Source organism: Paenibacillus alba (genome assembly GCF_013204855.1).
In the GTDB taxonomy this organism is placed as follows: domain Bacteria; phylum Bacillota; class Bacilli; order Paenibacillales; family NBRC-103111; genus Paenibacillus_E; species Paenibacillus_E alba.
Window position 1 is genome coordinate 224,950 of the sequence record NZ_JABMKZ010000007.1, and the last position, 26,963, is coordinate 251,912.

Genomic DNA, 26,963 nt, shown 5'->3' on the forward strand with positions numbered 1-26,963 from the left:
TCGATTCTCCTTAGAAAAGTGAGTTTTCTGGATTTATCCTTCTTACGGTAAAATTGGTTATCAATACTAGGCAGAATCCAACAATCGATTGGAAAAAACCTGCTGCTGAAGCCATCCCAATATCACCTATATCAATAAGAGATCTATAAACGAATGTATCAATGACATCTGTTGTCTGATAGATCAAGGATGAATTCAACGTCACATTGTAAAACAAACCGAAATCACTGTAGCAGATACTTCCTATTTGCAGGATCACCAACATGATAATCATCGGTTTAATCATCGGCACGGATATTGAAAACGCTTGCCGAATTTTACTTGCTCCATCAATTTTGGCTGCATCATAATACTCGGCATCAATGCCCATCAAAGCAGCGTAATAGATTACAGATCCATAGCCAAGTCCCTTCCAAACAGCGGCAGCCACTAGGATGTACGGCCAATATTGGGGCTCGCTGTACCAGAGGATCGGTGCTTTCCCTACTGCAACTAAGATACTGTTGATAACGCCATGCTCCATATCGAACAGCGCCCGAAAGGCAAATCCAGCCACCACCCACGATATAAAGTAAGGGATGAACAAGATCGTTTGATACACCTTAACGAATCTCCGGCTCAGTTCAAATAGCAATAGGGCAATAACGATAGAGAGAAACGTACCCAAGGTAATGAAAACAGCGTTATACAGGATCGTATTGCGTAGAACGCGATACAGCACATCCCCATTAAATAGAAAGCCGAAATTGTCTAACCCGACCCAAGGGCTGTTCCAAATGCCAAGATTGTACTTATAATTCTTAAAAGGAAGCAGCAATCCGTAAAGCGGTACATAATTAAAGAGTAAAATCAACAGGAATCCTGGCAGTGCCAGCAGCGTCACTCCGAAATTTTTCTTGAATATTCTTACCATCCATTCAACACTTCCTAGCTTGTAAATTTTGACGGCCATCTTTGTTGATATCCCAACTGTAGGCGTTACCCTAGGAAATGTATATTGTAATCTAGGTATATTCCTTCAAAAATGTGTAGGAAAGCTTCTTCCAAAGGGGATAGAACACTGCAAATCAAGTAAGTTCCGCTAACCTTGGTTATGATCAACGGGATACATAGTTGTATCCTCCACCGAACGCGCTTAATCTTGCCTGTTACGGACATAGCGATGGCTTCCGGCTTTAATTCCTGGCCTTATTTCATCCGTTGTTTTAAAAGTAAATATGGGTTGTCTCCCAATGCTGGACGGCGGGTTTTGTGAAGTACTCCAATGACAAAAAAGCTTGATTTCTCAAGCTTTTATCGTTTCAATTATTTCCAGGTTATCCCTCAACAGCGGGACAAAAGCTTGGAAATAAAGCCAGTGCCCATAATCATTCGGATGATTGATGTTGTTCAGGAGCAGACTTTCCGCCGATTTGCCGGCTGCCAGTTCCTGCTCCCAAACTGCAGTGACGTCAGCTACGCCGACACCGTATTCCCGGCCAAGCTGGCGGATGATTTCCGCATACCTGCCAGTCAATCCGCTGGAATACCACCATTTCGGATTCGGCAGGCAAGGCGTCACGAGCACAAGATCGCTGTTGTCCAACTTCTTGACGGCCTCGATCATTTGACATAGATTGCTTTCAAAATCCGCCGGCGAAACGCCCACCCCTTCACCATGTTTGTTCTGATCGTTCATGCCGAATCCGATGATCACGAGATCGGGGCGCAAAGGAATGACATCACGCTGTATGCGATTCTTTCCATCTTTGCTCGTTTCACCGCCGACTGATTTGTTCAACAGACTGATTCGGCTGCGCGGATAGTATTCATTGAGAAATTGATGAACCCGGTTGAAGTACATAAACTTTTCTTCGCTCGCATCCCCACCTGCACTAATGCTGTCACCAAAAACAACGATTGAACTCTCCTCGCTGGTTCGCAATTTGGAAAGCCAGCGCTCCACCCCGGCTCGATTTCCACTATCGTGGGCAACGAAGCAGTCCTTAAACTGATCGTTATCATACACATAATCCCCATACACGGTAAATTCACGATTGCTGCAGTTTTTGAACGCTGCATGATCAAACACCACTTGGCCGTATAATTCGTGACGGGACCAATCTGGGATCCGGCTTTGCTTCGTCCGGTGAATGACACCCCGATCGTAATCGACGACATAGTCTATTCCCTCTGCGTAAATGATATTGCCCGGATGATCCTCATCTGCATGACTCCGCAATACCATAGCCAGCTTGGCTAATGGACGGTATCGCATAGACATGTTCTCTTCTTTTACAAAAATGAATGCTTCCGCAGTCTGTCGGCGGGTCACTGGATTCATGGGCACGCAGCTCCTTCAATTGTAAAATCATATTCACCCGATGCCAGGCTGATTTCAAATCCTATTGAATCAAATTAATCATATTTCTCCGCAAGGCATATTCCTTCGGTGTGACCTTATATTTCTTTTTGAACATGCTGAAAAAGTAGGTTTCATTCAAGATCCCGACTTTCCCAGCAATTTCATACACACTAAGGTCATCTTGGATAAGAAGGTCTGCCGCTTTTGTTAACCTAAACTCGTTGATATAATCAGGAATCGAGATATGGGTTGCTTCCTTATATGTTTTGCTTAAATTTCTTGTGGATATTTTCATAATCGAAGCAATGGAAGTCAAGCTCAAGGAAGGGTCTTGATAATGGTTTTGAATATATTCCGTGACCGCATCTACCAAAAAGTAGTTTAGTTTAGTGGTATGACCCTGGAAATCTTTTTTGAACGAGTCTTGCAGGGCACCTACAATGATCCGATGGATCTCGGCAATCGTCTCCATCTCCAAGATATTGCGACTGATCGAAGAGATATGCAAAGATGGCGCAGTAGTCACTTTCATTTCTTCCAACGTCTCTATAACCTTATCCACGAGTCTTATGATGGAGACTAACGCATTGTGATAGTTTAGCGTGCCCACCTCTTCAAAAATGTTCCCCAAAACCTCCTCTTTCGCTTCGGTTTTGCTCAATTTCATTGCTTCCACAAGCCACTCCTCATAATTTCTGGAATAGCCCGTTTTTTTACTTTCCACATTTTTTTTAATCGTTTCGTATGTTATAACGGAGGAATGCCCTAATAATAAACGATACATAGCCTGATCGAGAGCCTGATTATAGATACTATTCAATTCCTGTATGTGACTCGTCTTTTCACTAATCGATGCCGTAAAGGAAATTTTAAAAAAACGAGAGACATTCTCTTGAGCTTCTTCTATAAGAGCGTGGATATGTGATTGAAAGTGTTCATCTTCTTCCGGAATACTTACAATCAATACGACATGATCGTCCTTCATATCCAATCCTTCGTTAGGATATTTTTTTGCCATAATTTCTGATGCAATATTGATCATAGCAAAGCGAATCGTATCTTTATCCTTGGCATGGAACGCATGCTGAAATTCCTTATAGTTATCAATTTTCAATAAACAAATGGCAAAGGAAGCATCCCTGACTAAAGAAATCCTCATTTCTTTAAAAATGCTTTCCAATTCTGCCCTGCCGATGGATAAACTCTCCGTAATCAATCTGCTTAACCAATAGTGCTTCATAACATCTTTGTACTGCACCTTTTCCTTATCAAAATGATCGAGCATTTCCATGGATTGTCTGTAAACGGTGTTCAAATAAGAGATTTCATCAACGACCTCGTCTTTGTCCGATCTCCGAATCCGATCTAACATGATCGAATTCACCAACTTCCCAAAGGGTCGATATATCTTTCGAGAGATGCTTATGGATATCACCAAAGCCATGACCAAGAAAATGAGTGTAATTATGATAATACTCGTTCTTAAGCTGTTGATATACTTATAGATTTCAAGAACAGGCTGCGTTTTTAGCAGCGTCATCCCCGTGTTGTCGACATTTGTGTAAGTAACTAAATATTGCGTTCCACCACGCTTGCTTTGAAAAAACCCTTCTCGTTCAGCCTGTGGATGTGCTGTTTTATTTGCCAAAAAATCTGTTTTCAGCCAATTCTTGATTGCAGAATCATTGGTTCCATCATCCAAGTACTCGCCAGCCTGGTCCAGAATGAATACGTTATCTCCCTTTTGTTTATCTATCATATTGATTTGATTAATATTTTCTAGCAACCACTCCGGTTTAACGTTAATTACTACAACGCCATCCGGCTTAGCCCCACTAGCCGGAGTTTCGTATATAAAATAGGAGAATACATACTCAGGCTCGGTTACTCCGTTTACCAGTTTTTTGATATCACGGAAAATCGGTTTAAGCTTAGGAAGCGCTTGATCCGAATTAATAAATTCGTAGAGCATCTGATCTTTAAAAAATAAAGGAAAACCCGAACTATATGTTTGATCCAGATTACGATTATAAATGCCAACAGAGTGAATATAAGGAATAGCCGAAGTAACAGAGCTAACGACTTTAGTCAAATGGCTTGACACCTCAATCATATCTTCATTCTTTGCATACATAATAGCGGTTACATCGCTGTTTAAGTAAAGAAATTTAGATAAATTGGTAATCGTTTGATCCATAAACGACATATTATACTTGACTTGAAAAAGTATTTTTTGATTGGCTGCATACTCATTTTTGACCAAAAGATTTTGAGAATTAATATATACAACTGTAGATAGAACAACTACAAGAATCAAAATAGCCATGCTAATCCAAAGAACCATTTTTATAAAATAGGCTTTAGCTCCTAAAAAAGATTTTATGTTCATGCCTTCATATTCTCCTTTATTCGAAGTGAAAGAGACTAGCATGTATCAGTCCCACCGTGCCACCAGAATTATGTAGTGTGTCATCCCAATGTAATTGGTTTAAGTTCCCATGTATACTTTAATATAAGTCTTTTTCTATGAATATGGTACTTTAAAATTTGGTCAAAATCTTTAATCATCGCATCCACCACTTCGTCCGCCTCGCTGCCGAGGATGTCGATCAAAGTGATCTCGTTCCCCTCTTTATCCGTTCCGATCGGATCATGCAAGGACACATCTTTACGCGTCTTTTTCAATGAGCGCAGATGCATCAAGATCTCATTCTCGATGCAACGAGCGGCGAATGTCGCGAGCTTCGTGCCTTTATTCGGGGAAGCAACGTAAAAAAGCGAAAATCTCATAACCTTTGGCCTTAACCATAAGTATGGATTTTCGCTTTTCCAATAATTGTTTGTGATCATCCCATCTAGATCTATAATATCAATGCCGTCGGAAGATAAATTCATGATTGAATACATTAATTGCGAAGCATTCCGTAGAATTATTCTCTCAAGGAAATGAAGCAATTGTCCACCATTCGTATATCCTCCAGACTCTAGCATTGTTGTAGCAAAATATTTTAGTCAATTTCAGTACTGAACTAGCCCAAAAAGTCGCTCATTTCCCGCATCCAGTTCTCAAGTGCAGCAGTTAGCCACTCCATCGGCTCGGCGCAGTCAGCACGGCTTGATAGATCCGTCGTTTCCCAAGGATCGTCTCGAAGATTGAAGAGCTGCACACAATCCGTCCCCGTATCGGAGATCGGCGAGCGGTAGTAACGAATGAGCTTCCACTGCCCGTCCGTTGCCATCCGCTGTATATCTTTGTACACCGAACATACGACGTCTCGGACAGTGTCGCATTCTCCTGCGGCCAGCGGCAGCAAACTGACGCCATCTGTTTTCTCCGACAGCTCTACGTCGCAAATGGCAGCCACCGTCGGGAAAATATCAATATTACTGGAAAGCTCCTCAATCGGCTTCCCTTGCGGCAAGCCGGGTCCGCTCATAATGAGGGGAATGCGAATGCTATGCTCGTACAGGTTCTGCTTGCCCATTAGACCATGCTGTCCGATGGATAAGCCATGATCGGCGGTATAGACAATCAGCGTGTTTTCGTATATGCCCTTCGCCTGCAGCGCTTCGACGATACGCCCAATTTCTGCATCCATATGGGTGATCATCGCATAATAGTCGGCAATATGTTGGCGGACTTCATCAGCATCCCGAGGCAGAGAAGCAAAGTTCTCATCGCGAACGGACATTTCTCCGTTGTCAAAAGGGTGTTCTTTCATAAAATTAGGCGGCAGCGGAATCTGATCTCGCTGATACATGGCAGCATACGGCTCCGGGGCCGTCCGAGGGTCATGCGGCGCCGTATAAGCCACGTACAAGTAAAAAGGCCGTTCATCGTCATACGACTCGACAAACTGTACGGCTGCATCGGTGAATAATTCCGTCGAGAACATTTCTTCGATATATTCCCGCTCCTTGGGATAGGCTCCGGTTGGGTCGAAGTCTTGGACCGGCACCTTGGTATGCGAACTCATCCCGTAGAAAAATAGCTTGTCGCCGCCCTCAAAACTTCTCGCGAAGCTCGGTTTGTCGTTATGCCATTTGCCAATCGCATGGGTACAATACCCCGCTTCACGCATCGTTTGCGGCATTAATTTTACGTCAGGGCGAATGTCGAACGTTTGATCACACTTACTCAGATCCTCCCCGGTCAATGTGTGAAAGATAGACTTCCCTGTATTGACACAGGCCCGGCTTGGCGCACAGACTGCCCCATTTAATCCGCCGAAAATGTGCGTATGCTTAAACGAAACGCCGCTGTTTGCTAATCCGTCCAGAATAGGCGTCTGTACAATCGTGTTGCCAAATGCACCTAGCGCTTCTCCCCGATGATCGTCCGCAATTAGAAAAACGACATTCGGTCTTTTGCCATGCTGTTCCTCCTGCATCCTCATCTCCACCTTCTTATGTGACAACTTTCGCTCATTTTTATAAAAAGCCATCCTTCATCGCCTTGTAAACAAGCTCTGCAAATAGACTGTTCGACCATGCGAACCAACTGCGGGTATACGTTGCCGGATCGTCGGCATGAAAGCCTTCATGCATGAAGCCGTATCGGCGTCGGTAGTCTCCAGCAGGTTAATCATCGCGAGGGTCTCCTCTGATGTTACTGCAGTAAGTCCTTGCATCGACAGCGCCATATGCCAGATATAATCCGGAGGCGTGTGCGGACTGCCAATCCCTTTAGCCGCCTTGCCTTCGTAGTAATAAGGATTTTCCTTGCTGAGCGCGAATTTGCGTGTGTTTTGGTAAATCGGATCGGACGACGTCGTGTAACCGATGTAAGGGATAGAGATCAACCCCGGCGTATATTCCCTAAGATCTATGCGATATCTCGCATCCGCTTAAATATTTTTAAAGCGCCGTCTTTATGCTCAACCATCCAATCCACCAGTTTCGCTCGAAGGAAGTTCAGCTTATCGGCATAGTCCAAATGATCGATCAGATTGTTCATTTCGTAGGGATCCGTACTTAAATCGTACAGCTCATCCAAATCGCCGCAATTGAACACATACTTCATCGTTTCATATCGAATCATTCGTTGGGTGTACATTACGCTCTCTAATCCCGAACATTCCGTAACGACGCAGTCCGGCCAAGACGCCAATGGCTCCTCGCGCAGCATCGGCGCAAACGAACGTCCATCCCGTTTCTCCGCTTGCTCTCTTCCCGCGCCTGCCAGCTCCAGAATCGTAGCATAAAGATCACACGAACCGACAAACCTGCTCTCTTCGCGATGACCTGAAACGCCTGCCGGCTTTACAAGTAAAGGGATGCGGCACGTTTCTTCATACATGAAGAACGCCTTATCGCTTAATCCCCCGTGGATGCCAAGCGACTCGCCATGGTCGGCGGAGAAAATAATCGTCGTATTTTCGTACAGATCATGCTCCTTCAAATAGCGGAGTAAGCGGCCGATTTGCTCATCAATGGAGCTCATAAAGCCGTAATAATGCTTCACATAAGGAGCAAAGGCGTCCCATTCTTTCGAATTTGCGCTCTTCGCTTTATGAATGGACGGTTTCTTATTCCCATCGTCATAGAAATTAGGCCAAGGCTCCAAAGTCATATCGCGATACCGGTCGAGATGCTTGGTTGGCGCCATATAAGGCTCATGCGGGCCCCAATAGTTGAGCGCAAAAAAGAAAGGCTTCGAACGTTTACGAAAGCGGTCGATATAATGAATCGCGCGTTCCGTCAAATAGTACTCTACGGTCGATTCGATCGGTGAGATGACCTCTGCCGCCATATGCGCCTCGAAATTCCCGGATAACGTATTCTTCGTCTCAAAGGTTAAACCATTTTCCTCCAAATAGTCTTTGAACTGTTTATAGCCATAGCCGCCAACACCATGACCTGGGAAATCATCGGCTTCATAACCAACATCAGAAGGGAGCGAGCGAATATCATACTGATATTCTGGGAATTGAATGGCATGCTCGGCGTGAGCGCGGTAATTCTTTGTTTCCTCAGACTCATTGCCTTGGCCAAGGTGCCATTTGCCGGTATAACCCACGCTATAATTTTGCTGTTGCAATTGCCTGCTGAGCAGATCCGGATGATCCGGCAGCTCCCTGATTAAACAATGCGAGCCATACGAATTGGACTGCATGCCGACGTTAAACGGGTAATATCCCGTTTGCAAAGAAGATCTTGCTGGCGTACAAATCGGGCAGCTTGTATAAGCGTTCGTAAATACAATACTATCTTCCGACAATTGATCCAGATTTGGCGTTTGGCACACCTTCCCGCCATAGGCTTTTAACGTATCAACCCGTTGCTGATCGGTCAAGATTAATAAAATATTCTGCTCTTGATTCTTCATTCCATCTTCCACTCCCAACAGTCATGATTCATGTTATGACAATACGCATTCAGCCTTTGACGGATCCTAACATCATTCCTTTGTTAAAATGCTTCTGCATAAAGGGGTATATGAGCAGCATCGGAGCCGCAGTGATGACAACAGCTGCCATTTTGACCGGTGGTCCGTACTCAAAGCCTTCGACGATCAGCATCATGGAGGAATCGGTGGATTCGATCAGTATTTGTCTTAAATACACTTGAAGCGGCCACATTTGCGTATCGTTCAAATACAACAGCGCCGAGAAATACGTATTCCAGTTTTGCACCAAATAAAATAAGGTAAACGTCGCCACAGCCGGCATAGAGAGCGGCAAGACGATTCTCCAGAACAAGCGAAGCTCGCCGCAGCCGTCTATGCGCGATGACTCCTCCAGCTCTGCCGGGAAGTTTTGGAAAAAGCTCCTCATGACAATCAAATGGAACGGTGCAATCGCTCCTGACAACCAGAGAGAGCTATAGCTGTTCAACAACCCGAACGCTTTGACAATCAGATAAGTCGGAATAATCCCACCGCTGAACAACATCGTAACAAGCACTAAAAAATTGATGACTTTGCGTCCGGGCAGCCATACCTTTGACAAGCCGTACGCCATCAAGCTGGTCAACGTAATATTAATCGTCGTGCCAATGAGAGTAATGATGAGAGAATTTTTGAAAGCCGTTGTAAAATTGCGTTCGCGAAGCAAAAACTGATAAGAATTAAGCGTCAATTCTTTGGGAAACAAGAAGAAACCTCTTGAAAGCACCTCATGCTTCGTAGCAAATGATACGACGACGACATAGATGAAAGGCACAATGACGAGCAGCGACACAAGCGTCAGCAACGCATACACAATCCAGACAAACAGCCGGTCTGTCCCTTTGGCAGCCATCAATATACCCCCTCTTCCCCAAATCGCTTCGCCAGCGTATTTGCCGCAATGACAAGCACAAGGCCAACGACCGACTTAAATAACCCGACAGCCGTCGTAAAGCTGAATTGTGCGGAGAGGATCCCTGTCCGGTAAACATACGTATCGAATATGTCCGACACGTCCATATTGAGCGGATTTTGCATCAGCAGGACATGCTCAAAGCCGATATCCAACACTTGGCCAAGCCGCAGGATGAACATGATGAAGATAACGGATTTGAGTGCCGGAAGACTAATATGGAGCATCTGCTTCCATCGGCTCGCTCCGTCTACAACAGCGGCCTCAAATAAAGTTGGATCCACGGAGGCAAGGGCAGCCAGGAAAATAATCGCGCTCCAGCCCGTTTCTTTCCAAATGTTCTGAAGCAAGTATAACGTGCGGAAATAATCAGGATTCGTCAGCAGATCAAAGCGTTCCCAGCCCCATGAAATCAGCAATTTATTTAGCGCCCCGTCCTGCGTAGAGAACATAATTACGGTCATACTGACAACCACAACCCAGGACAGAAAGTGCGGCAAATACGTGATCGTTTGTACCGATTTGCGATAAGCCTTTACCCTGACTTCGTTCAACAACAAGGCCAGAATGATCGGAGCAGGGAAAAAGAGGAACAGATTTAAGCAGCTCATAGCCAGCGTGTTACGCATCAAAATCCAAAAGTCCTGCTCGCTAAAAAGTCTTCGAAAATGCTCTAAGCCAACCCAGTCACTGTGCAGAAAGCCGTCAAACGGATCATAATTTTGAAACGCGATGGCGATACCGAACATCGGCAAGTAACGAAAAATAAGGAAAAAGAGCACGCCCGGTGCAATCATCGCATAAAGCGGTAGTCCTCGACTGAGCAATTTCTTCGTTGTTGTCATGTCGCTCCCCCTTTCCATAGAATAAGTCTGCGCTTGATGAGGAAGGAAACCACGAAAACCGTGGTTTCCCCTGCCGACCGACTACTTCATTTTGGCATAAATGTCATTGATCTCTTTCTCAATGTCATCGCCGCCGCCGGACTTCCATTGCTCGACCGCTTTATCAATCGAATCGACAGGCTCTTGCCCCACGATGACTTTGATAATCGCGTTCGTAAATTTTTTATTCAGGTCAGTGCCGACCTTCGTCAGCGTATCTGATACCAGACCGGCTCCAGGATTATCATAGCGGTAGGGTTCTGTATTCTTGAACCAAGCAAGCACCTTGTCCCCATACGATTTATCGTCCCATAGACGAATTTGGATACCCGGATCAAAACGACGGAAAAACCATGTAGACAAAATTTGCGGACGATTCGTCGTGAAGGCTGGCAGCATCGTTACCTTATCGCCCTCTTTCTTGTAGTCCACACCTTCAATCCCGTTCTTGATCAGCGTATAACCCTCGTCAGATAACATGTAGTCAAGCAACTTCATAATGCGCTGCTGCTTTTTCGGATCCGTTTTGGCGTTGACGACAATCTTCGCCGTGCTGATTACCGTATTCGCAAATTGTAAGCCTGTTGGTCCTTTCGGAGGTGTCAGCTGTACAATTTCCGCCTTTGGATCCAGCTTCTGAAGGGTAGGAAGGGAAGTGGTATATACTTCATTCGGGTTCACTTCCGCTATGCCATTCGTATTCGCCTCCAGTTTGTTCCACGGATCGCGCTCTTTGTTCACCGGAAAGTCTTTGTCCAGCACACCCTCCGCATAGGCTTTACGCAGGAAAGTGGCAAAATCCTTCCACTCCTTCGCTTGCGTTTGCATCGGCACGAGCTTGCCATCCACCAGTTTCCAATTATTTGAAATACCAAAAGCGCCCTTCAAATAATCAATATTGTTGATTGTGCCATTTGCACTGATGTTCATGCTGAAGCCGATCGTATCTTTCTTCCCGTTTCCGTCCGGATCTTTCTCAGCGAATGCCTTGGCCACATCGTAAAACTCATCTACCGTTGTTGGCATCTTCAAGTTCAATTTATCCAGCCAGTCTTTCCGAATAGACAGATTGCTGCGGAAGCTCGGTGCGTACAATGGCAATCCATAGATATGATCCTTCGGATTCATCATTTGCAAGTCACGCTGCGGGATCTCCTTCGTTAAGTTCGCATATTGGGAGAGCAATGGTTTTAAATCTAGAAAGACACCTTTCTCCTGCCATTTATTGTATGAGTTCGGATTCGTAGCATGGAAGACATCCGGAAATGTATTCGACGCTGCCATGACATTCAGTTTCTCTTCATAGTTGTCGCCAGGCACCCATTGAAACTTCAGGTTGATGTTCAGCTTTTCATTCAGCTTCTGAATCATCGGGTGATTCTCAGGCCAGCCGCCGCCAGCCGCCGTGCTGACGAGCATTGAGATATCCATTTTCTCCTTGCCATCATCTACATTTGCCTTCTGGTTGGCTGTTGGCTGCGCAGTTTCCTTCTTATCGCCCGTGCTGCTGTTACTGCTGCAGCCTGCCAGTCCTGCTGCAAGTACGACTGCCGAGATTGAAAGCGTTAACACTTTCTTCATTGCATGTTCCCCCTCATATCTGCTAAGTAAGTTGCGTTGCTACAATCTCAGTATAAAGCAGATGAGAAAAAGACTCCTTCTCCGTTTTCACGATTTCTTATCTAATTTCACGAAGAATCTGTCGCATCCATCCTATTTTCGGAAGGGTAACCGTATAGAAACGACCGTTCCTTGTCCAGGAAACGAGTCCACTCGAATCCCATAATGTTGGCCATAGCGCAGCACGAGCCGTGCATGTACGTTAGAGAGACCCAGCGAACCGTTGGCAGACGGAATGCCGTTGGGGTTCTCGGTCTCCTTTTGCAGCATCGCTTGGATGTCCTCCAGTTGCGCCACAGGAATCCCCTTCCCGTTATCCGCAATTTCCAGGATCAAATCCCCGCCTTCTTCGAAGGCGTTGACGATGATCGCCCCCTCACCGCCGTTGGGCTCTATCGCATATTTGACAGCGTTCTCTACGATGGGCTGCAAGGTCAGCTTCATGCACAGGCAATCGTGAAATTTTTCATTCACCGATATGGTACGAAGGAAGGACATTGGAAACCGCAGCTTGACGATCTCCAAATATTTTGCCATGATTTCGAGTTCTTCATGCAGCGTGACTTCCTCATTCTCAAACCTCGCCGTATACCGATAAACGTCGGCCAAGTTTCGCGAGATCGTCTCAATGCGCGGCACATTTTCCAGAAAAGCCATGCTTTTAATGATCCCCAGCGTATTGTAGAGCAAATGAGGATTGATTTGATTTTGCAGCGCACGAATCAATGCTTCCTTCTGGCGAAGCTCCAGCTTCATCTCTTTCATTTGAAGATCAGTAACCGTTGTCATGAGCTGATCCAGCCTCGACACCATCTGATTAAAGCCCAGATTCAGCGTCTGTATCTCATCTTGCTGTTTGGTTAGATGCGCCCGGACAGTCAGATCGCCGGTTGACACTTTCGCCATCAAATTCCTTAAGGTCAGGACAGGCTTGACGAAGCGACTGGTCATGAGCGGAATAATGGTCACAATGATGATCGCCACAGCAAGAAATGCCATGATGATCGACCGCTCGACCACTCTTGCGCCGACTTCCAGTTCGGGCTGAGGAACGATGGAAACGACGTTCCAATTCATCCGATTCGTTTTATTGACCGAGATCAGCCAGTTTTGGTTATTCCATTTCTGAATAAAGGTTCCCGTCCCTTTCTTCAGCTCGAGATTGGCTAGCGGCGTATTCGCTCTCGGAAGGCCCAGCCACTCATCATTCGGATGATAGATGATCGTATCGTCCTCTGAAATAACAAAGAAATATCCCGTTTCTCCAATTCGGATGTCGCCGAAGGAAGCCCTGATGCTTTTCGGCAGCACATCAATCACGAGACGACCAATAATATCCAGCGTAGCTGTATAGTAAACGGGCAGGACAAGTGAAAAAACTGCATATTTAGGCTGTTGGGGATAATTGGTCAGATGGGTTGGAATGATTTGAATATCCTGGTCAAAAGCAAGCGAGATCCACGGTTCCTGCCAATAGTAGACTGACTTGGAATAATAAAAACTGTTCATCGAAACCATTTGATTATTCGTGGACATCAGGAACATCCCGACGACCTCCGGGTGATTCATCGCTGTGAATTTACGCATTTCCTTCTCAATGGCATCCGTTTGTTCCGGCAATGATTGCTGGCCGCGAAGAAACTCTTGAAACTGCGCGTTCGCAGCCATTGGTGCGGATGTCTGTATGATTTGCTCGATATAATCGTTCATCCGAAAGCTGAAACGTGACGCCGCATCATTAGAAACGTTGACAAAATCACGGGCAATGACCTTATGAAACATCTGGTTAGAAATGAGCAGGACAACGAGCAAAGACAACAGATTTATCAATAAAAAACCAAGCGTCATCCGTGTTTTGATGGAGTGAAACCTCGTTTTTAGCTGCACGTTACAACCCCATTCCTTTGCGAAAATCGTTCGGTGTCATGTCCGTGAGTGATTTGAACACACGATTGAAATAGGGCAGCGAAATAAAGCCTACCATCTCGGCTGCCTCATAGACCTTAATATCATCCTCCATTAGGAGCGCTTTCGCTTTCTGGATGCGGACACTGTTCAGATAGTTGACGAACGATTGCCCCGAGTGCTGCTTGAACAAATAGCCGAAGTAGGACGGGCTCAAATTCGCAAGCTGAGCCATCTTGACCAGCGTGAGCTGCTGCATGTATTGCCTCTCGATATATTCCGTCGCTTTGCGGATAACCGAACGGATTTCAGCGCTGGTCGATTGCTTGGATTGCAGCGTCAAGGTCTCCAGCAAGCTTTGAAAGTACCGCACAATCTCGTCATGATTGTCCCAAGCAGGCCGGATCGGCAGCTCGACGCTTTCGCTTTCCTTATTTCCCTTGATGAGCTCCGTTAATTTCCCCGCAAAAATCTCCAATACCGTTCTGCGTGTTCCCGGACGAGCAGATTGAAGTATACGGATCTCGCTCAGAATACCGGTCAGCTTCGAAAGCCGTTTCTTCGCCTCCCATTCGTGCAATTGCTCGAGAAAGCTCACGATTTGCTTCAAGCAACCTTGCATCTCCTTAAACATGGACATCCGGTTCAAGGATCGATGGAGCGCTTCTTTGAGCTCATCCTTACTGAGCGGCTTAAGTAAATATTCCGAAACACCGTAACGGACTGCCTGCTGGGCATATGAAAAATCATCGTATCCGCTGACAATGATGGAGACGATAGGAAGCCCAGCCTCTTCAATATCACGAATAAGCTCTAAACCGCCCCGCCTAGGCATGCGGATATCTGTAACGAGAATCGAAGGCCACAGCTCGTGAATCATATTCCATGCATCCTCGCCATCCACCGCTTCACCTGCGATCTCAAAGCCTTCACCGATTTGCTCGATCATCTCAACCAGTTCACTGCGCAACCATAACTCATCTTCAGCAACGACGATTTGTACCATTGTCGGGTTCCTCACTTTACTTGATGTCGACTTGCTCGTTTTTGTCCAATTCTCCCACAATGTGCTTAAGTGCACAAGAAAAAGAAATGAAACACACGTGATTACCTCGTACGGATTTTAAAATCAAATCTATGTTGTCGAATTTTTTGAGGGTGTGAACATGAAGCAACGTAAACCTACTCCTATTCCTTAGGAACCCTCTTCGTCATTCCGTACATAACAGTCCCTGAACTCAGTGGGGGTCATTCCGGTGTGTTTTTTAAACACTTGGCTGAAATCGTATTATGAGGTCCCCAGATCTTTCTGGTAGACCTCCATTTTGTGTGGTCGTAAGATAGCGGTAGCCAAGGATCGAACGTTTCTACCCGTGGGAGTTGGATCCCTAGAGCTATTCAGTTCATCCCCCCTACTTGTTCAACCATGGTTAGGCTGGTTGGGACATGAATCCCGTATCACATGCGATAGTGTGGAAGACAAGAAGGTTAGGGGTTACCGGTGAAAATATTACAGGAGTGATGTCATGAATCAGTCATAGGTTTGGATGTATCGAAGGGAGAGAGCCATGCACAAGCTTTTTTAGACCGTGGAGTACCTCATGGGAAGATTTTTAGGTTTAATCATAATCTTGAAGGATTAGCATCTTTTCTAAATTATATTCGAGGAGTGGAATCAGCTGCAGGGGTGCGTCCCACCATTGTTATGGAAGCTACAGGTCATTATCATAGCCCCGTTGTTCAGTCTCTGGATGAGCACCAGTATTTGAACATCGTCATTAACCCTTTAATCTCACATAACGCCAAGAAAACCAATTTACGACGGTTAAAGACGGATGCTGCTGATGCTCATCTGTTAGGGACTCTGTTCTATGAAGAAGAGTTTGAACCCTACAAAAAACGGGGTCAGCATCTCATGAATTTACGATATCTAACACGCCAATATGAAGCTTTAACAGGCATGTATGTCCAAGCAAAACTACAGTTTCAGGCTATACTGGATCAAGTTTTCCCTGTGCTTTATGGGACGGCTATTTCTCATGCACTTTTATAAGTCTACCATTTAATGAATCTGCTATTAACAATTAAATATTGACAAGCTATTAGCTGCAATACTTCAAGAGGCTGCCGATTGATGCCGGTAGCCTCTTCATGGTTTCTTATTGAACAAACAGTTCTTCTTTAGTTTGACAAAAACACATCTTTAACACCCATTTTTCTATTTGGATTTTGATTTTTTCACCTCTATTGAGAGAAACCTATGCTATATGATCCTGGCATAGTGTTGTGATATTTTCACATTAATTATATATTAGTAAAATGAATCAGGACTTTTGACCCAGTCTAATAATTAATGAATATTATCATTACTTTAGAAGGTGTGAAATGGATTTTTTGGCATGGATTGACACAATCTTATTTTTCGTTTTGTTTGCTTTATTTGTATATGTATTTGCATCTGTTACAATCACTAGCCTGCATAAAGTTTATTTAGCATTCCATTTTTCAATGTTGCTATGGCCTGTCTGCCAGTTTGCTATTAAAACGATGGATACTCCCAAGGTTCAATTATTTTATCTAAAACTATCTTTTGTTGACATGTGCCTGCTTGCCGTTGGTTGGCTTCTTTTTACAGTTTTTCTCACAGGTCATTCACTATTTCTGAGAAAAAAAATGTCACTATTGCTTTTTGTTCCGGCTCTACTAGTAGCATCCTGCGTGATAGTCAATCCAAATGGTAAGTTCGTTCTACCTTTGCAAGGTAGTTACATCCACAGATCTTATGGACCAATTTTTTGGTATATCATTACTGTCTTGATTGGCTATATTATAGTTTCGCTATATATTATGAGTCGAGCATTAATATCCGACAAGGCACCTCGTATCAAAACGCAGGTTAAGCAGGTGCTTAAAGGAATTATAGTAATGACCGTATTCATATTATTAGATATATTCTTTAATGTTGTCCTAAATTCATCTTTGCCCGTCATTCCAGGATTGACATCATTAGGCATTCTACTTTCTGTTATTTTCTTTGTCATTGCCATTCATCGCGATAAAGTATTTGATATTGTGAAAATAGCCCATCAAGATATTATTGACACAATAGATCATGGAATTCTAGTACTCGATGATAATGAAATAGTTATAGAAATAAATCGCTCTCTATTTCCTCATATCGACTTGCATATAGGTTTCCGTTTCGATATGGCAAACATTCTCTCCAAAGGACAGTCTAGTAGTAATATTGATTTGTTCCTTCTAACGTACCAAAAGCACCCTCTGAAGAGAACTGAAATCGAAATGAAATTCCCTAATGGTCGCCATATCAATATTCAAACCGCGCCTATCAGTGTTAATAGTACAATGGTTGGACGAATTATCACATTTCAAGATGTGAGTGAACTTCATCGCCTCATTGATGAAACGAACCTTCAGAACGAAATCCTACAAGAACGTAACCAATCGTTAATTATAATACAAAATGAACTTTCTCAAACAAATCAAAAACTCGAACACTTGGCAATAACCGATGGCTTGACAGGTATTTATAATCGTCTCTATCTGACACAAAAGTTAGAGTACGAAGTATTGAATAATATCAAGTATCAAATGCCGTTTGCTGTAATTTTATTAGATATCGACTTTTTTAAGTTAATCAATGACAATTACGGCCATTTAGTCGGTGATCAAATGATAAAAAGCACTGTGGAAGCAATCAAACAGACTCTGAGACAAACTGACATTTTGGCTCGTTATGGCGGGGAGGAATTTATCATCTATTTACCGCAAACGAGTCAATCACAGGCAAATCTCATAGCCGAACGTGTCAAATCCACAGTTGAATCTAATAAGTTGATAGCGAAAAATATACCCCATTCTTTATCGATTACTATAAGTATCGGATTGCTATCAATTAATAATTTCACCTTCGAAAATTTAAAAAGTCCCAGTACATATTTAAACGAATTGCTTGAATCTGTGGATAAAGCCTTATATAAGGCAAAAGAAGAAGGCCGTAATCGGATTGTCAGCATCGTAAAATAAAACTTGCTCGGACAATCCTAGTTACTTGAACTGCTAATAGCAACAGGATAACCAACCAATGCAACGCAGAATACGATTCTGATGCCAAGAAATATTCACAATCCGTTCGTCGCTAGCTTCCTTCTCTTGGTGTTATTGAACTAAAGTTTCCCGTTACTTCAAAAGATTTTAGTAATTGGGGAGGAAGTCATCCTTATCGGGTCCTCTAAGATGTTCAAAATTTTTAAGCTCGACTCCAGCCGGCGAGATCCGATATGTAAGTACATCTTCGCCGATAGGTACATGAGGACCGACTATTGGTTGAGCATCTATTGTGATTAAAAAATCAAAACCACGGAAAGCAGCTACCCTTTCAACGCTCTTCACATTCACAGAATATGGATAATAAACTGGTAGTATTGAAATTACATCTGAGTATACCTCAGCAAGTTTCTCTTTCATATGCGGAAGTAGAATTAAAACAAGCATATCTTGTAGCTGCATTCCTCAATTGGCTTATTACCAGCTGCATTTGAAGTTTGCTCTGAAAGAGCCTCTTCAGCAACATAGTGAACATCTATTTTATGTTAATCCGTGAGGACATCCAAACACATTTTTATTCTCTCCTGAACAATGGCGCCAACAAGTTACACAACAGACGAAATCCAAAAATTTCCTCATCTCTTAAGATTTTCTTTTCGATTCGGGTTTCTTTTTCTTCGAAGCTTAATTCCCCCTTTTCTGCTACTACAAAAGCCGCTTGGTCCCTCCTTTGCAAGGGGCCAAACGGCTTTTCGGTTACAGTAGTGTCTTCTGGTGTTCGTGTTCGTATAGATCGGGGCGGCGGTCGTAGAAGGGCGCTACCGCACCGCGTTCGCGATTCTCTCGGAGCCTTTGGAAGTCGAGTTCGGCCAGCACCGTCCTGTTTTCGTTCGTTTCTCCGACCTGCAAGATGCCATCCGCGGCGAACGGTAGATCGCATGGGGTGAATATGCCCGCTTGGCAAAAACCACTATCCACCTGAGGACGATCCTCGGACAAGGTTCCGACGAGGCCGCTCAATACGACGAACAGCTGATTCTCGATCGCCCTCGCTTGGGCGCAATGCCGCACGCGATGGTACCCGAAGGAACTATCGGTGTAGGAAGGGCATAAAAGCAGTTCGGCACCGCGAAGCGCGGCTGCCCTCGCCAGCTCCGGAAACTCGATGTCGTAACAGGTCAAGATTGCCATCTTGCCCCACTCCGTGTCGAATACGTTAAGCTCGTCGCCCGCGACCAGAGGCCAGCGAATCTGCTCCTCCGGCGTAAGATGCACCTTGCTCTGCGTCTCCACCCGTCCATTGGGAAAGAAGAGGAATGCCTTGTTCGAGTACTCGCCCTTTTCCTTTAAGCATATATGCGTCCCCGCTAGTATGGCAATATCGCATTCTCGGCTTAGCTCTCCGAAGAACTCGATATATTTAACCGTCAGCCCGTCCAGAAAATAACACGCTTCATCGTGCAGCATCGACGGCTCTAAGCTTAGCAAGTGAGCCGTCATGTATTCTGGGAACACGATCATGGAGGCGCCCTGCTCGGCAGCATCCCGAACCTTCGTATCGATTCCCGTCCAGAACTCTTCTTCGGTACGGATATCGGTGAGACCGTATTGCGTTGTTGCTATCGTTAACTTCTTCATATGCACCTCTGGTATATTTTAAGTACGAATTTGTAAGGAATAGATGTCCGTCCGGCGATCCTTGAATGACAATGCATCGTTGGACTTACGGTACCTTTCCAGCGTTTCCATGTCTACCTCGGCCATGATGACCGTCTCCGTATTCTCGCTGCACTCCCCCGCGATGCCGTCACGAGAGAAGGAGAAATCGGCGGGCGTATAGATACCGGACTGGGCGTACTGAACGTCTACGTTATCCACATGGGTTAGATTTCCTACCGTTCCCGCGGTCACAATGAACACTTGGTTCTCGATCGCCCTGGCCTGTGCGCAGTACTTCACCCTTAGGAATGTCTGCCTATCTTCCGCGCAGAAAGGAACAAATATAATCTGCGCTCCCTCCTCCGCGACGATGCGCGACAACTCCGGATACTCGATGTCGCTGCTGAGTTGAATCGATATTTTACCACAATCCGTGTCGAACACTCCGAGTGAGCTCCCCCCGTTGATGCCCCACCACCTCCGCTCGTTCGGAGAAATGTGCAGCTTGTATTGTTGCTCAATTGTGCCGTCCCGGCGGAACAAGTGAGCCACGTTGTAGATCCGGTTATTGTTCTCGACAAAGTGGGAGCCGCCTACGATATTTACGTTGTATTTGACCGCGAGTTCGGAGAATAACTCCACATAGTTGGTCGTATATGTCGTGAGCTTCCGGACCGCCAAGCTCGGGGACCGTTCATCCAAGAAGGAAAGCAGCTGCATGGTAAAGTTCTCCGGGAAAACGGCGAAATCGGACTTGTAATCAGATGCCACGTCCACGTAATGCTCGCACTGGGTGGCGAATTCCTCGAAAGAATCGATCTTCTTCATCATATACTGGACCACGCAAATGCGGACGGGGAAAGACATTTTATAAAGCGTCTTGTTGATACTCGGCTTGTATTCGATATTATTCCACTCTAACAGGGCCGCGAAATTCTCGGAATCAGCGTCATCGGACAAATAATTGGTAATGATCCTCTTCAGCGTAAATCCGTTCATCATCTGAAAGGTCAGCACCGGATCGTAGATGTTCTGCTGCAACACTTCCTCCGCGTAAGCTCTTGGAGACAATTTATTGGAATAGTTGTGATACCCCGGGATGCGTCCCCCTACAATAATACTCTTGAGGTTACGCTGCTCTGCCAGCCGTTTCCTTGCCTCGTATAGCCTTCTGCCGATCTTCATGCGACGGAAATCCGGATGCACCATGACTTCCATCCCATAGAGGTTCCCGCCCCGGGGGTTATGGTTGCGAATATAGCCCTTGTCCGTGATTTCGGAATACGTATGCTGCTCCAAATAATCATCGAAGTTCACGATCAGGCTAGAACAGGAGCCGATAATATCACCGTCGAGCTCGACGCACATTTGACCTTCTGGAAACGTGCGGACGTGACTTTCCAATTGGTCCAGCTTCCAGGGACCCATGTTCGGAAAACAAATATTTTGCAGCGCGATGATTTTATCGAAATCTTCGCGCTCAATGTTACGGATGATGATTTTCTTTTCGAATTGCGAAATTTGATCGGTTATCATAGAGATGAGACCCCTTTATAAATGCGTTTAACTATATTATACCACATTGTTTCTTGTCCCTAGTATCGGGATGTAGCGGTTTTGTTATTTGGGGGACGGAAAATGCGGAAACGCTCGTAATAACACTTTGTTTAATGAATCGGCACTTCCTTTGTCAGCGGCGCAGGGGGCGGTTAGACGACCTCGAATTAGTAAGCAAACGACCGTCAAACGATGGGCCTTCCAATTTTCCGCCTTTTTTCCGTAGAACCGACTGGTTACTTATCTTGATAATTTCATTAACAAAAAGGTACCCACAAATCTGAACACCTTTTTTCGAAGTGCCAGTCTATGGGTACCCATTCACCTTTTTTTGGCCTGTCATTTGAACCATCCCTTCTCTTTGAACCGCATAATAGCCTCAATTCGGTTAGTGACATTGAGCTTATCGAGAATAACTGAAATGTAGTTGCGAACGGTACCTCTTGTAATGTACATGTGATCAGCGATTTCCTTCGTATTTTTACCGTCGGCGATCAGGTTCAGCACTTCCTTTTCCCTCTCCGTCAAAGGATTTTCTTCATTATAAGTCTCATCTACCAGCTCTGAGGCATAGATTCGCCTGCCAGCCATCACACTCCGAATCGAGGTAGCCAGTTCCTCGCTTGGGCTATCTTTCAACAAATAACCGTTGGCACCTGCCTTCACGGCCCTTTCAAAATACCCGTAACGGGCAAACGTGGTCAATATAATGATTTTGCAACCCAACCCCTTTAGTTCCTCCGCCGCATCTAAACCGTTCATTATTGGCATCTCGATATCCATGACACAAATATCTGGCTTATGCTGTTGAACCAGTTTCACAGCATCCTTGCCATTGCTTGCTTTACCAACGACCTGCATATCCTCTTCCAAATCAAGTAAGGATGCAAGTGCGCCCAACAGCATCCGTTGGTCCTCCGCAATCACAATTCGAATCATATCCTCACCTCCCTTTCTGGTGGTATGATGGTATTCGGCACTTTTATAACAATCATTGTTCCATTGTCTGAGACAATTTCCATACAACCGTTTACAAACTCAAGTCGCTCTTTCATGCCCCGTAATCCATTTCCAAGTAACATAAGATATTCTTTCGTTATGCCGATCCCATTGTCCCCCACCTTGATAACAAGATCACTTGGTGATGGTTCAATGGAGATCGAACACGTAGTAGCACTGCTATGTTTGATAATATTCGTAATCGATTCCTTCAAACACATGCTCAACACATTTTCATTTATAAGGGAAGTGTTGGTTAACTTCGGATCTCCCTCCAAAATGAGGTCGATCTCTGCAGCCTTCAAAATTTGTTTGATTCGAAACATCTCTTCCACTAGTCTCGTACCGCGCATTTGCGTTACTATTTCCCGAACTTCCTTTAACGCAATTCTAGCTGTCTGACGAACATCATTAATTTCGATTTGTGCTTGCGCCGGATTTTTGCTAATTAATTTCCCAGCCAAATCACTCTTCAAACCAATTAATGAGAGTTTCTGACCAAGTGTATCGTGTAAGTCGCGGGCGATTCTTTGACGCTCCTCTAGCTTTACCAACTCGGAAATCCGCTTATTTGCATCCTCTAGCTGTCCCTGAAGTTTTTCACTCCTATTTCGGTTGAACGTGGTGACTGGAATGAGAATAACGCCAATTACACTAATAATGATAAAAGGCAATTGTGTAAAAAAAACTTGATTTTGGGATACCAATCCATAGTTAATCGTTGCAATCGTGCTTACTAAATGTATGCAGTACAACGTGATAAACCCTGCCCGACTTTTCATCGTGCCAATAAAAAATGCTAAAAACAGTGAGAAGTACACATAGCTGAATACTAAGGCCATAGTAATCGAAATTGCAATTTGTACACTAGTCCAAAAGTACACGATCCACCCTTTAGACACGAAGGAAAGAACGTAGCAACTAAAGAATACAATAATCATGATTGTGCCTAATACAATTTGGTACGTGTCAGAAGAACGAAATATGAAATAAAAAGGAAGAATGTAAAAGACAACCCACACATACGGACTAAGACCGGTGTTTTTATGAAATATTTGATACCACTTTTGCATGGTCCGTTTAGCCTCTTTTTCTTCAACATAGTTTTATTATATTTTAGCATAAAACATCAAACGATGTATTTACTGCCCTTGTAAGCTCGACTTGCGGACTTTTATTTTTATTTTGTTCACCAAAGGATCTTTGCCATCTTCCTTAAGGTACACCTGTTTATTATTTTTATAACCGACAAACGTTTTGTTGCGCTCATCCCATAGACGGAAACCTAGCGACTTCAAACTGGTGCCGATTGTAATGGTTGTTGCTTTTTGAAGCGGAGGCGTTGCATTATGCGCCTTTTCTAAATTATAATTTGGCACCTTCGGACTCAAATGATGGACATGATGAAACCCAATATTTCCAGTAATCCATTGCAAAAGCTTCGGCAGCTTATAGTAGGAACTTCCCTCTACGGCGGCTTTCACATAACTCCACTCATCCTCATTCTCGAAGTAGGAGTCTTCAAACTGATGCTGTACATAAAACAGCCAGATTCCCATCAAGCCCGCTACGAACATGATTGGAGCTTGGATAAGAACAAACGACTGCCATCCAATTATCCAGATCAGTAACCCATATAAAGTAAGGATGGAGATATTCGTCATATAAGTACTGATTCTTTCCTTGCGTCTTGCACCTTTCGTATTAAAACGGTTCGTAAATAGGAACAAAAAGATGGGACCAAGTCCGAACATAATAAATGGATTCCGATAAAACCGATACGCAATTCGGACCCATAAGGAAGATGCCGCATATTCGTCGACGGTAAGTACCCACATATCACCTATTCCACGTTTCTCGAGGTTACTGCTCGTTGCATGATGAATAGAATGACTATTCTTCCATTGCTGATAGGGAAAAAGTGTAAGGATACCCGTAATCGTACCGATTATTTCGTTAGCTCTCCGGCTTTTGAAGAACGATTGATGACAACAATCATGGAAAATGATAAAAGTTCGTATAACGAAACCTGATGCGATCATCGTAATCGGTAGTGTGATCCAATATGATATAGGTAGGCTTAGATACGCAGCTAACCATAGTACGAATAAAGGTCCTAAGGTGTTAATTAGCTGTTTGATACTAGCCCTCGTATTTGATTTTTCATAAGGGGCAACCTGTTTTTTTAAGTTGGTTAGTGTGGATTGTGTCATCGTATAGTTCCTCCTCGATATGGTGCACAGGACTTGTTAGCGAATATCAGTTGTAGTATCCTATCTTCATTATAGATACCGTTTTCAATTTGTTGCAGTCATAAACATCATGTAGACGGTATGACATATGTCATATAGGAAAAGGAGAACAATACAAATTTGCTTATCACACTTTTGTGTGCTACTATTAGGTTATAAACAGCTTTAACATAAACTCACATATTGAAAAAGTGATCATTTGTGTAATGGTACCTTTTTTAATGTGTGATTTTTTTTGTTTAAAAAAGCATGTTAATAACAATTTGGAGGTAATTTTATTATGGAAACAGGAACAGTGAAATGGTTTAACGCAGAGAAAGGTTTTGGATTTATTGAAATGGAGGGCGGAAATGACGTATTCGTTCATTTCTCCGCGATTCAAGGGGATGGATTCAAATCGTTGGACGAAGGCAACCGCGTTGAATTTAATGTAGCTCAAGGCAACCGCGGCCCTCAAGCAGAAAATGTTGTAAAACTGTAATTCACAGTGAACTGTCCTTAACAAGTGTTAAGGACAGTTTTTTTATCTAAGGAGGAGAAAACTATGTATTTCCGAAGAAAATCGTTAGAGGATCTCGTTCAGGAAAACACGAAAGTATGGGCATGCAATAAAGAAGATTGTAAGGGGTGGATACGGGACAATTTTTCGTTTGAGTACGTCCCCACTTGCCATCAATGCCTTTCTCCCATGATTAGTAGCTTGAAAATGCTTCCTATCATTTCTAACTCCAATAAAAATATGAAGTCTCTTCATAAAGGCAGACTAATCTCCTAGTCTGTTTATGGCATGAACTGCCTACCTCTTTTAAGACTTTTTTCAAAAAAGACCTCTACTCTCCCCAAATGTTCATTGAGTTGCTGCCACGTTAAATAATATTATGCAATCCAACTTACTTTTTTTGTTCGAGTAGCCAAGTATATAATTCTTGGTTACTCAATGTTTCCCGCATTATGTGTCATCTCCCAGATTTGGGTATTTTGAAAGTCTAATCCTCCCTTGATGTTGTTCAACAACTGTTTCCTACAGAATGTATAAATTAATTAACTCAAAGATCTAACTTATTTCGAAGTTTTGCGAATGTTTACAAAAGATTTCCACTAACGATCTTTATTTTCCTAGTTTAATTACTTTCAAAAAAAATATAGTTTGTTAGTCATGGCATGGTGGAGCTTCAGACCGCCAGATGAGCAAGGCCAGCACTCCCGCGCACCGGAGTCCCAAACCGTGACGGCAATCCCTGATATGGCCGTAGGCAGAAAGATAGCGGGCACCGGAGTCTCCGTATAGTGCTTGGCGGAGTTGGATTTGGATTTGTAGCTGTTCGTCAAGAGCTGCCACGGACGTGTTATCGTCAATTGCGCTATAGAAGAGCTAGGAATAAGCCATATTCTCAATGCGGAAGGTGAAAAACTTCAATACGTTTTAGGAACGCTTCCAGGGTTGTCCGGACCGCCCCCCCCCCAATCAGTGATCTTTTATTAATTAATGACAGTGTTCAAAGCACGATTAATACGGTAGCAAAAAAAGAATTTTCACTTCAAATGAAGCTTGAGAGTATTCTTTCAACACCCATCTCGGTTGGGACTCAAGGTCCTACAGGACCAACAGGGCCAACTGGTGTAGCTGGCCCAATTGGAGTCACGGGGACAACAGGGGCCGCGGGAGCTACAGGAACCGCAGGGGCAACAGGAACAGCGGCAGCATCTAATTTTGCTGATTTTTTTGCGCTGATGCCTCCTGATAATGCAGCAACAGTTGCTCCCGGCGCTGACATAAGCTTTCCCAAAGATGGTCCTACGAGTGGGACCACAATTACCCGTACAGGTCTCAGTTCATTTAACTTAGCCGCGATTGGCACTTATCAGGTCTTATTTCAGGTAAGTGTACCGGAACCTGGTCAATGGGTTTTAACCCTCAGTGGCGCTGAATTAGCTAATACGGTGGCTGGGCGAGCGACTGGTACTTCTCAAATAGCAGGCATGAGTCTTTTGCAAACGACAGTCATTAACTCCATACTCACTTTAAGGAATCCTGCGGGCAATTCCACGGCACTAACCATAACTCCTGTCGCAGGAGGAACACTCCCTGTTTCCGCACATCTCGTTATTACACAATTGGCTTAGCGACTAATACTACGTAAAGTCATTCAAATGACAGGGCTGACTTACGACCGAACAAGCCATGGGCATAACATCGTGAAAAGCCGGTTTCCATCCTGGGAAACCGGCTTTTGTTCGTTCAAGTCTGCGAACAGGGTTCAATAAGCAAATAAGGCAGCGGAAAAGCGGAAATTGCTTATTTGTTCGAATGGCTCCTGTTTTAGAGGCGTACGCAAGCTTGGATTGTTTATTGCTCATTAATATGCCCTCTTAT

Annotated in this window: 23 protein-coding genes and 3 pseudogenes; 7 read left to right on the forward strand and 19 right to left on the reverse strand. The window is 44.2% G+C overall.

Annotated features, from left to right (window positions below; genetic code table 11):
* Positions 1–10: 10 nt before the first annotated feature.
* Positions 11–952: an ABC transporter permease gene (locus HQN90_RS12685; RefSeq protein WP_246362251.1), complete on the reverse strand. Its 942-nt coding sequence runs from the start codon at positions 950–952 to the stop codon at positions 11–13.
* A gap of 141 nt (positions 953–1,093) precedes the next feature.
* On the opposite strand from HQN90_RS12685, the gene HQN90_RS39935 reads away from it, so the two are divergent.
* A complete protein-coding gene (locus HQN90_RS39935; protein WP_420851048.1) occupies positions 1,094–1,255 on the forward strand; it encodes an AraC family transcriptional regulator in 162 nt (53 codons plus the stop codon).
* A 30-nt stretch (positions 1,256–1,285) separates the two neighbouring features.
* Here the strand turns inward: HQN90_RS39935 and HQN90_RS12695 are convergent, their stop codons facing one another.
* The 11 genes and pseudogenes from HQN90_RS12695 to HQN90_RS12745 form a co-directional block, all read right to left on the reverse strand.
* Positions 1,286–2,323: an SGNH/GDSL hydrolase family protein gene (locus HQN90_RS12695; protein WP_173218704.1), complete on the reverse strand. Its 1,038-nt coding sequence runs from the start codon at positions 2,321–2,323 to the stop codon at positions 1,286–1,288.
* Positions 2,324–2,384: 61 nt separating this feature from the next.
* Positions 2,385–4,733, reverse strand: coding sequence for an AraC family transcriptional regulator (locus HQN90_RS12700; RefSeq protein ID WP_173218706.1), 2,349 nt, complete (start codon positions 4,731–4,733; stop codon positions 2,385–2,387).
* Between the two features lie 182 nt (positions 4,734–4,915).
* Positions 4,916–5,104 (reverse strand): annotated as a pseudogene (locus tag HQN90_RS12705) (RNA polymerase subunit sigma-70); the annotation flags it as partial.
* A 269-nt stretch (positions 5,105–5,373) separates the two neighbouring features.
* Complete coding sequence (locus HQN90_RS12710) at positions 5,374–6,735, reverse strand: sulfatase family protein (RefSeq protein ID WP_173218707.1); 1,362 nt, start codon at positions 6,733–6,735, stop codon at positions 5,374–5,376.
* Between the two features lie 40 nt (positions 6,736–6,775).
* Positions 6,776–7,155 (reverse strand): annotated as a pseudogene (locus tag HQN90_RS12715) (glycoside hydrolase family 125 protein); the annotation flags it as partial.
* A 14-nt stretch (positions 7,156–7,169) separates the two neighbouring features.
* Positions 7,170–8,672, reverse strand: a complete 1,503-nt coding sequence (locus tag HQN90_RS12720) for a sulfatase-like hydrolase/transferase (RefSeq protein WP_173218708.1) — start codon at positions 8,670–8,672, stop codon at positions 7,170–7,172.
* 49 nt (positions 8,673–8,721) lie between these two features.
* Complete coding sequence (locus tag HQN90_RS12725) at positions 8,722–9,585, reverse strand: carbohydrate ABC transporter permease (protein ID WP_173218709.1); 864 nt, start codon at positions 9,583–9,585, stop codon at positions 8,722–8,724.
* The gene (locus HQN90_RS12730) at positions 9,585–10,490 is read right to left on the reverse strand and encodes an ABC transporter permease (RefSeq protein ID WP_246362254.1); all 906 of its coding nucleotides are present in this window, start codon (positions 10,488–10,490) and stop codon (positions 9,585–9,587) included. Before HQN90_RS12730 ends, HQN90_RS12725 begins: the two co-directional genes overlap by 1 nt.
* An 81-nt stretch (positions 10,491–10,571) precedes the next feature.
* Entirely contained in the window at positions 10,572–12,110 is a 1,539-nt protein-coding gene (locus HQN90_RS12735) for an extracellular solute-binding protein (RefSeq protein WP_173218711.1), read from the reverse strand.
* Positions 12,111–12,242: 132 nt separating this feature from the next.
* The gene (locus HQN90_RS12740; protein WP_173218712.1) at positions 12,243–14,036 is read right to left on the reverse strand and encodes a histidine kinase; all 1,794 of its coding nucleotides are present in this window, start codon (positions 14,034–14,036) and stop codon (positions 12,243–12,245) included.
* Between the two features lies 1 nt (position 14,037).
* Complete coding sequence (locus HQN90_RS12745) at positions 14,038–15,060, reverse strand: response regulator transcription factor (RefSeq protein ID WP_173218714.1); 1,023 nt, start codon at positions 15,058–15,060, stop codon at positions 14,038–14,040.
* Between the two features lie 531 nt (positions 15,061–15,591).
* Here HQN90_RS12745 and HQN90_RS12750 point away from each other — a divergent pair.
* A pseudogene (locus tag HQN90_RS12750) lies at positions 15,592–16,080 on the forward strand (IS110 family transposase); the annotation flags it as partial.
* Between the two features lie 359 nt (positions 16,081–16,439).
* Positions 16,440–18,101 carry a histidine kinase N-terminal 7TM domain-containing diguanylate cyclase gene (locus HQN90_RS12755; protein WP_173218716.1) on the forward strand — a complete coding sequence of 554 codons (1,662 nt, stop codon included), beginning with the start codon at positions 16,440–16,442 and terminating at the stop codon, positions 18,099–18,101.
* A gap of 168 nt (positions 18,102–18,269) precedes the next feature.
* Here the strand turns inward: HQN90_RS12755 and HQN90_RS12760 are convergent, their stop codons facing one another.
* From HQN90_RS12760 to desA, 6 genes are all read right to left on the reverse strand, one after another.
* Positions 18,270–18,584: a DUF3888 domain-containing protein gene (locus tag HQN90_RS12760; RefSeq protein ID WP_173218718.1), complete on the reverse strand. Its 315-nt coding sequence runs from the start codon at positions 18,582–18,584 to the stop codon at positions 18,270–18,272.
* Between the two features lie 294 nt (positions 18,585–18,878).
* Complete coding sequence (locus HQN90_RS12765; protein ID WP_173218720.1) at positions 18,879–19,760, reverse strand: nitrilase-related carbon-nitrogen hydrolase; 882 nt, start codon at positions 19,758–19,760, stop codon at positions 18,879–18,881.
* Positions 19,761–19,778: 18 nt separating this feature from the next.
* Positions 19,779–21,317 carry a bifunctional GNAT family N-acetyltransferase/carbon-nitrogen hydrolase family protein gene (locus HQN90_RS12770; RefSeq protein ID WP_173218722.1) on the reverse strand — a complete coding sequence of 513 codons (1,539 nt, stop codon included), beginning with the start codon at positions 21,315–21,317 and terminating at the stop codon, positions 19,779–19,781.
* Between the two features lie 360 nt (positions 21,318–21,677).
* Positions 21,678–22,277, reverse strand: a complete 600-nt coding sequence (locus tag HQN90_RS12775) for a response regulator transcription factor (protein WP_173218724.1) — start codon at positions 22,275–22,277, stop codon at positions 21,678–21,680.
* The gene (locus HQN90_RS12780; RefSeq protein ID WP_173218726.1) at positions 22,274–23,410 is read right to left on the reverse strand and encodes a sensor histidine kinase; all 1,137 of its coding nucleotides are present in this window, start codon (positions 23,408–23,410) and stop codon (positions 22,274–22,276) included. Before HQN90_RS12780 ends, HQN90_RS12775 begins: the two co-directional genes overlap by 4 nt.
* Before the next feature lie 69 nt (positions 23,411–23,479).
* Positions 23,480–24,550 carry a Delta(5) desaturase DesA gene (desA, locus tag HQN90_RS12785; RefSeq protein ID WP_173218728.1) on the reverse strand — a complete coding sequence of 357 codons (1,071 nt, stop codon included), beginning with the start codon at positions 24,548–24,550 and terminating at the stop codon, positions 23,480–23,482.
* A gap of 319 nt (positions 24,551–24,869) precedes the next feature.
* Between desA and HQN90_RS12790 the strand changes: the two genes are divergently transcribed.
* From HQN90_RS12790 to HQN90_RS12800, 4 genes are all read left to right on the forward strand, one after another.
* On the forward strand, positions 24,870–25,070 hold the full coding sequence (locus HQN90_RS12790) for a cold-shock protein (protein WP_173218730.1): 201 nt from the start codon (positions 24,870–24,872) through the stop codon (positions 25,068–25,070).
* A gap of 63 nt (positions 25,071–25,133) precedes the next feature.
* A complete protein-coding gene (locus HQN90_RS12795) occupies positions 25,134–25,364 on the forward strand; it encodes a cold-shock protein (RefSeq protein WP_173218732.1) in 231 nt (76 codons plus the stop codon).
* Positions 25,365–25,967: 603 nt separating this feature from the next.
* Complete coding sequence (locus HQN90_RS40135; RefSeq protein ID WP_476739325.1) at positions 25,968–26,072, forward strand: alpha-helical endospore appendage domain-containing protein; 105 nt, start codon at positions 25,968–25,970, stop codon at positions 26,070–26,072.
* Positions 26,073–26,131: 59 nt separating this feature from the next.
* Complete coding sequence (locus tag HQN90_RS12800) at positions 26,132–26,713, forward strand: collagen-like protein (RefSeq protein WP_173218734.1); 582 nt, start codon at positions 26,132–26,134, stop codon at positions 26,711–26,713.
* A gap of 9 nt (positions 26,714–26,722) precedes the next feature.
* Here HQN90_RS12800 and HQN90_RS12805 read toward each other — a convergent pair whose 3' ends face one another.
* Positions 26,723–26,947, reverse strand: a complete 225-nt coding sequence (locus HQN90_RS12805) for a hypothetical protein (protein WP_173218736.1) — start codon at positions 26,945–26,947, stop codon at positions 26,723–26,725.
* Between the last annotated feature and the right edge of the window lie 16 nt (positions 26,948–26,963).

Excerpts from the sequence above, each read along its gene's own strand:
- HQN90_RS12760 (WP_173218718.1), bottom strand. The coding sequence starts at position 18,584 with ATGCAGCTACAAGATATGCTTGTTTTAATTCTACTTCCGCATATGAAA.
- HQN90_RS12735 (WP_173218711.1), bottom strand. The coding sequence starts at position 12,110 with ATGAAGAAAGTGTTAACGCTTTCAATCTCGGCAGTCGTACTTGCAGCA.
- HQN90_RS12695 (WP_173218704.1), bottom strand. The coding sequence starts at position 2,323 with ATGAATCCAGTGACCCGCCGACAGACTGCGGAAGCATTCATTTTTGTA.
- HQN90_RS12805 (WP_173218736.1), bottom strand. The coding sequence starts at position 26,947 with ATGAGCAATAAACAATCCAAGCTTGCGTACGCCTCTAAAACAGGAGCC.
- HQN90_RS12700 (WP_173218706.1), bottom strand. The coding sequence starts at position 4,733 with ATGAACATAAAATCTTTTTTAGGAGCTAAAGCCTATTTTATAAAAATG.
- HQN90_RS12800 (WP_173218734.1), top strand. The coding sequence starts at position 26,132 with ATGAAGCTTGAGAGTATTCTTTCAACACCCATCTCGGTTGGGACTCAA.
- HQN90_RS39935 (WP_420851048.1), top strand. The coding sequence starts at position 1,094 with ATGATCAACGGGATACATAGTTGTATCCTCCACCGAACGCGCTTAATC.
- HQN90_RS12790 (WP_173218730.1), top strand. The coding sequence starts at position 24,870 with ATGGAAACAGGAACAGTGAAATGGTTTAACGCAGAGAAAGGTTTTGGA.
- desA (WP_173218728.1), bottom strand. The coding sequence starts at position 24,550 with ATGACACAATCCACACTAACCAACTTAAAAAAACAGGTTGCCCCTTAT.
- HQN90_RS12720 (WP_173218708.1), bottom strand. The coding sequence starts at position 8,672 with ATGAAGAATCAAGAGCAGAATATTTTATTAATCTTGACCGATCAGCAA.
- HQN90_RS12780 (WP_173218726.1), bottom strand. The coding sequence starts at position 23,410 with ATGCAAAAGTGGTATCAAATATTTCATAAAAACACCGGTCTTAGTCCG.
- HQN90_RS12795 (WP_173218732.1), top strand. The coding sequence starts at position 25,134 with ATGTATTTCCGAAGAAAATCGTTAGAGGATCTCGTTCAGGAAAACACG.
- HQN90_RS12765 (WP_173218720.1), bottom strand. The coding sequence starts at position 19,760 with ATGAAGAAGTTAACGATAGCAACAACGCAATACGGTCTCACCGATATC.
- HQN90_RS12730 (WP_246362254.1), bottom strand. The coding sequence starts at position 10,490 with ATGACAACAACGAAGAAATTGCTCAGTCGAGGACTACCGCTTTATGCG.
- HQN90_RS12755 (WP_173218716.1), top strand. The coding sequence starts at position 16,440 with ATGGATTTTTTGGCATGGATTGACACAATCTTATTTTTCGTTTTGTTT.
- HQN90_RS12710 (WP_173218707.1), bottom strand. The coding sequence starts at position 6,735 with ATGCAGGAGGAACAGCATGGCAAAAGACCGAATGTCGTTTTTCTAATT.
- HQN90_RS12770 (WP_173218722.1), bottom strand. The coding sequence starts at position 21,317 with ATGATAACCGATCAAATTTCGCAATTCGAAAAGAAAATCATCATCCGT.
- HQN90_RS12745 (WP_173218714.1), bottom strand. The coding sequence starts at position 15,060 with ATGGTACAAATCGTCGTTGCTGAAGATGAGTTATGGTTGCGCAGTGAA.
- HQN90_RS12775 (WP_173218724.1), bottom strand. The coding sequence starts at position 22,277 with ATGATTCGAATTGTGATTGCGGAGGACCAACGGATGCTGTTGGGCGCA.
- HQN90_RS12725 (WP_173218709.1), bottom strand. The coding sequence starts at position 9,585 with ATGGCTGCCAAAGGGACAGACCGGCTGTTTGTCTGGATTGTGTATGCG.
- HQN90_RS12685 (WP_246362251.1), bottom strand. The coding sequence starts at position 952 with ATGGCCGTCAAAATTTACAAGCTAGGAAGTGTTGAATGGATGGTAAGA.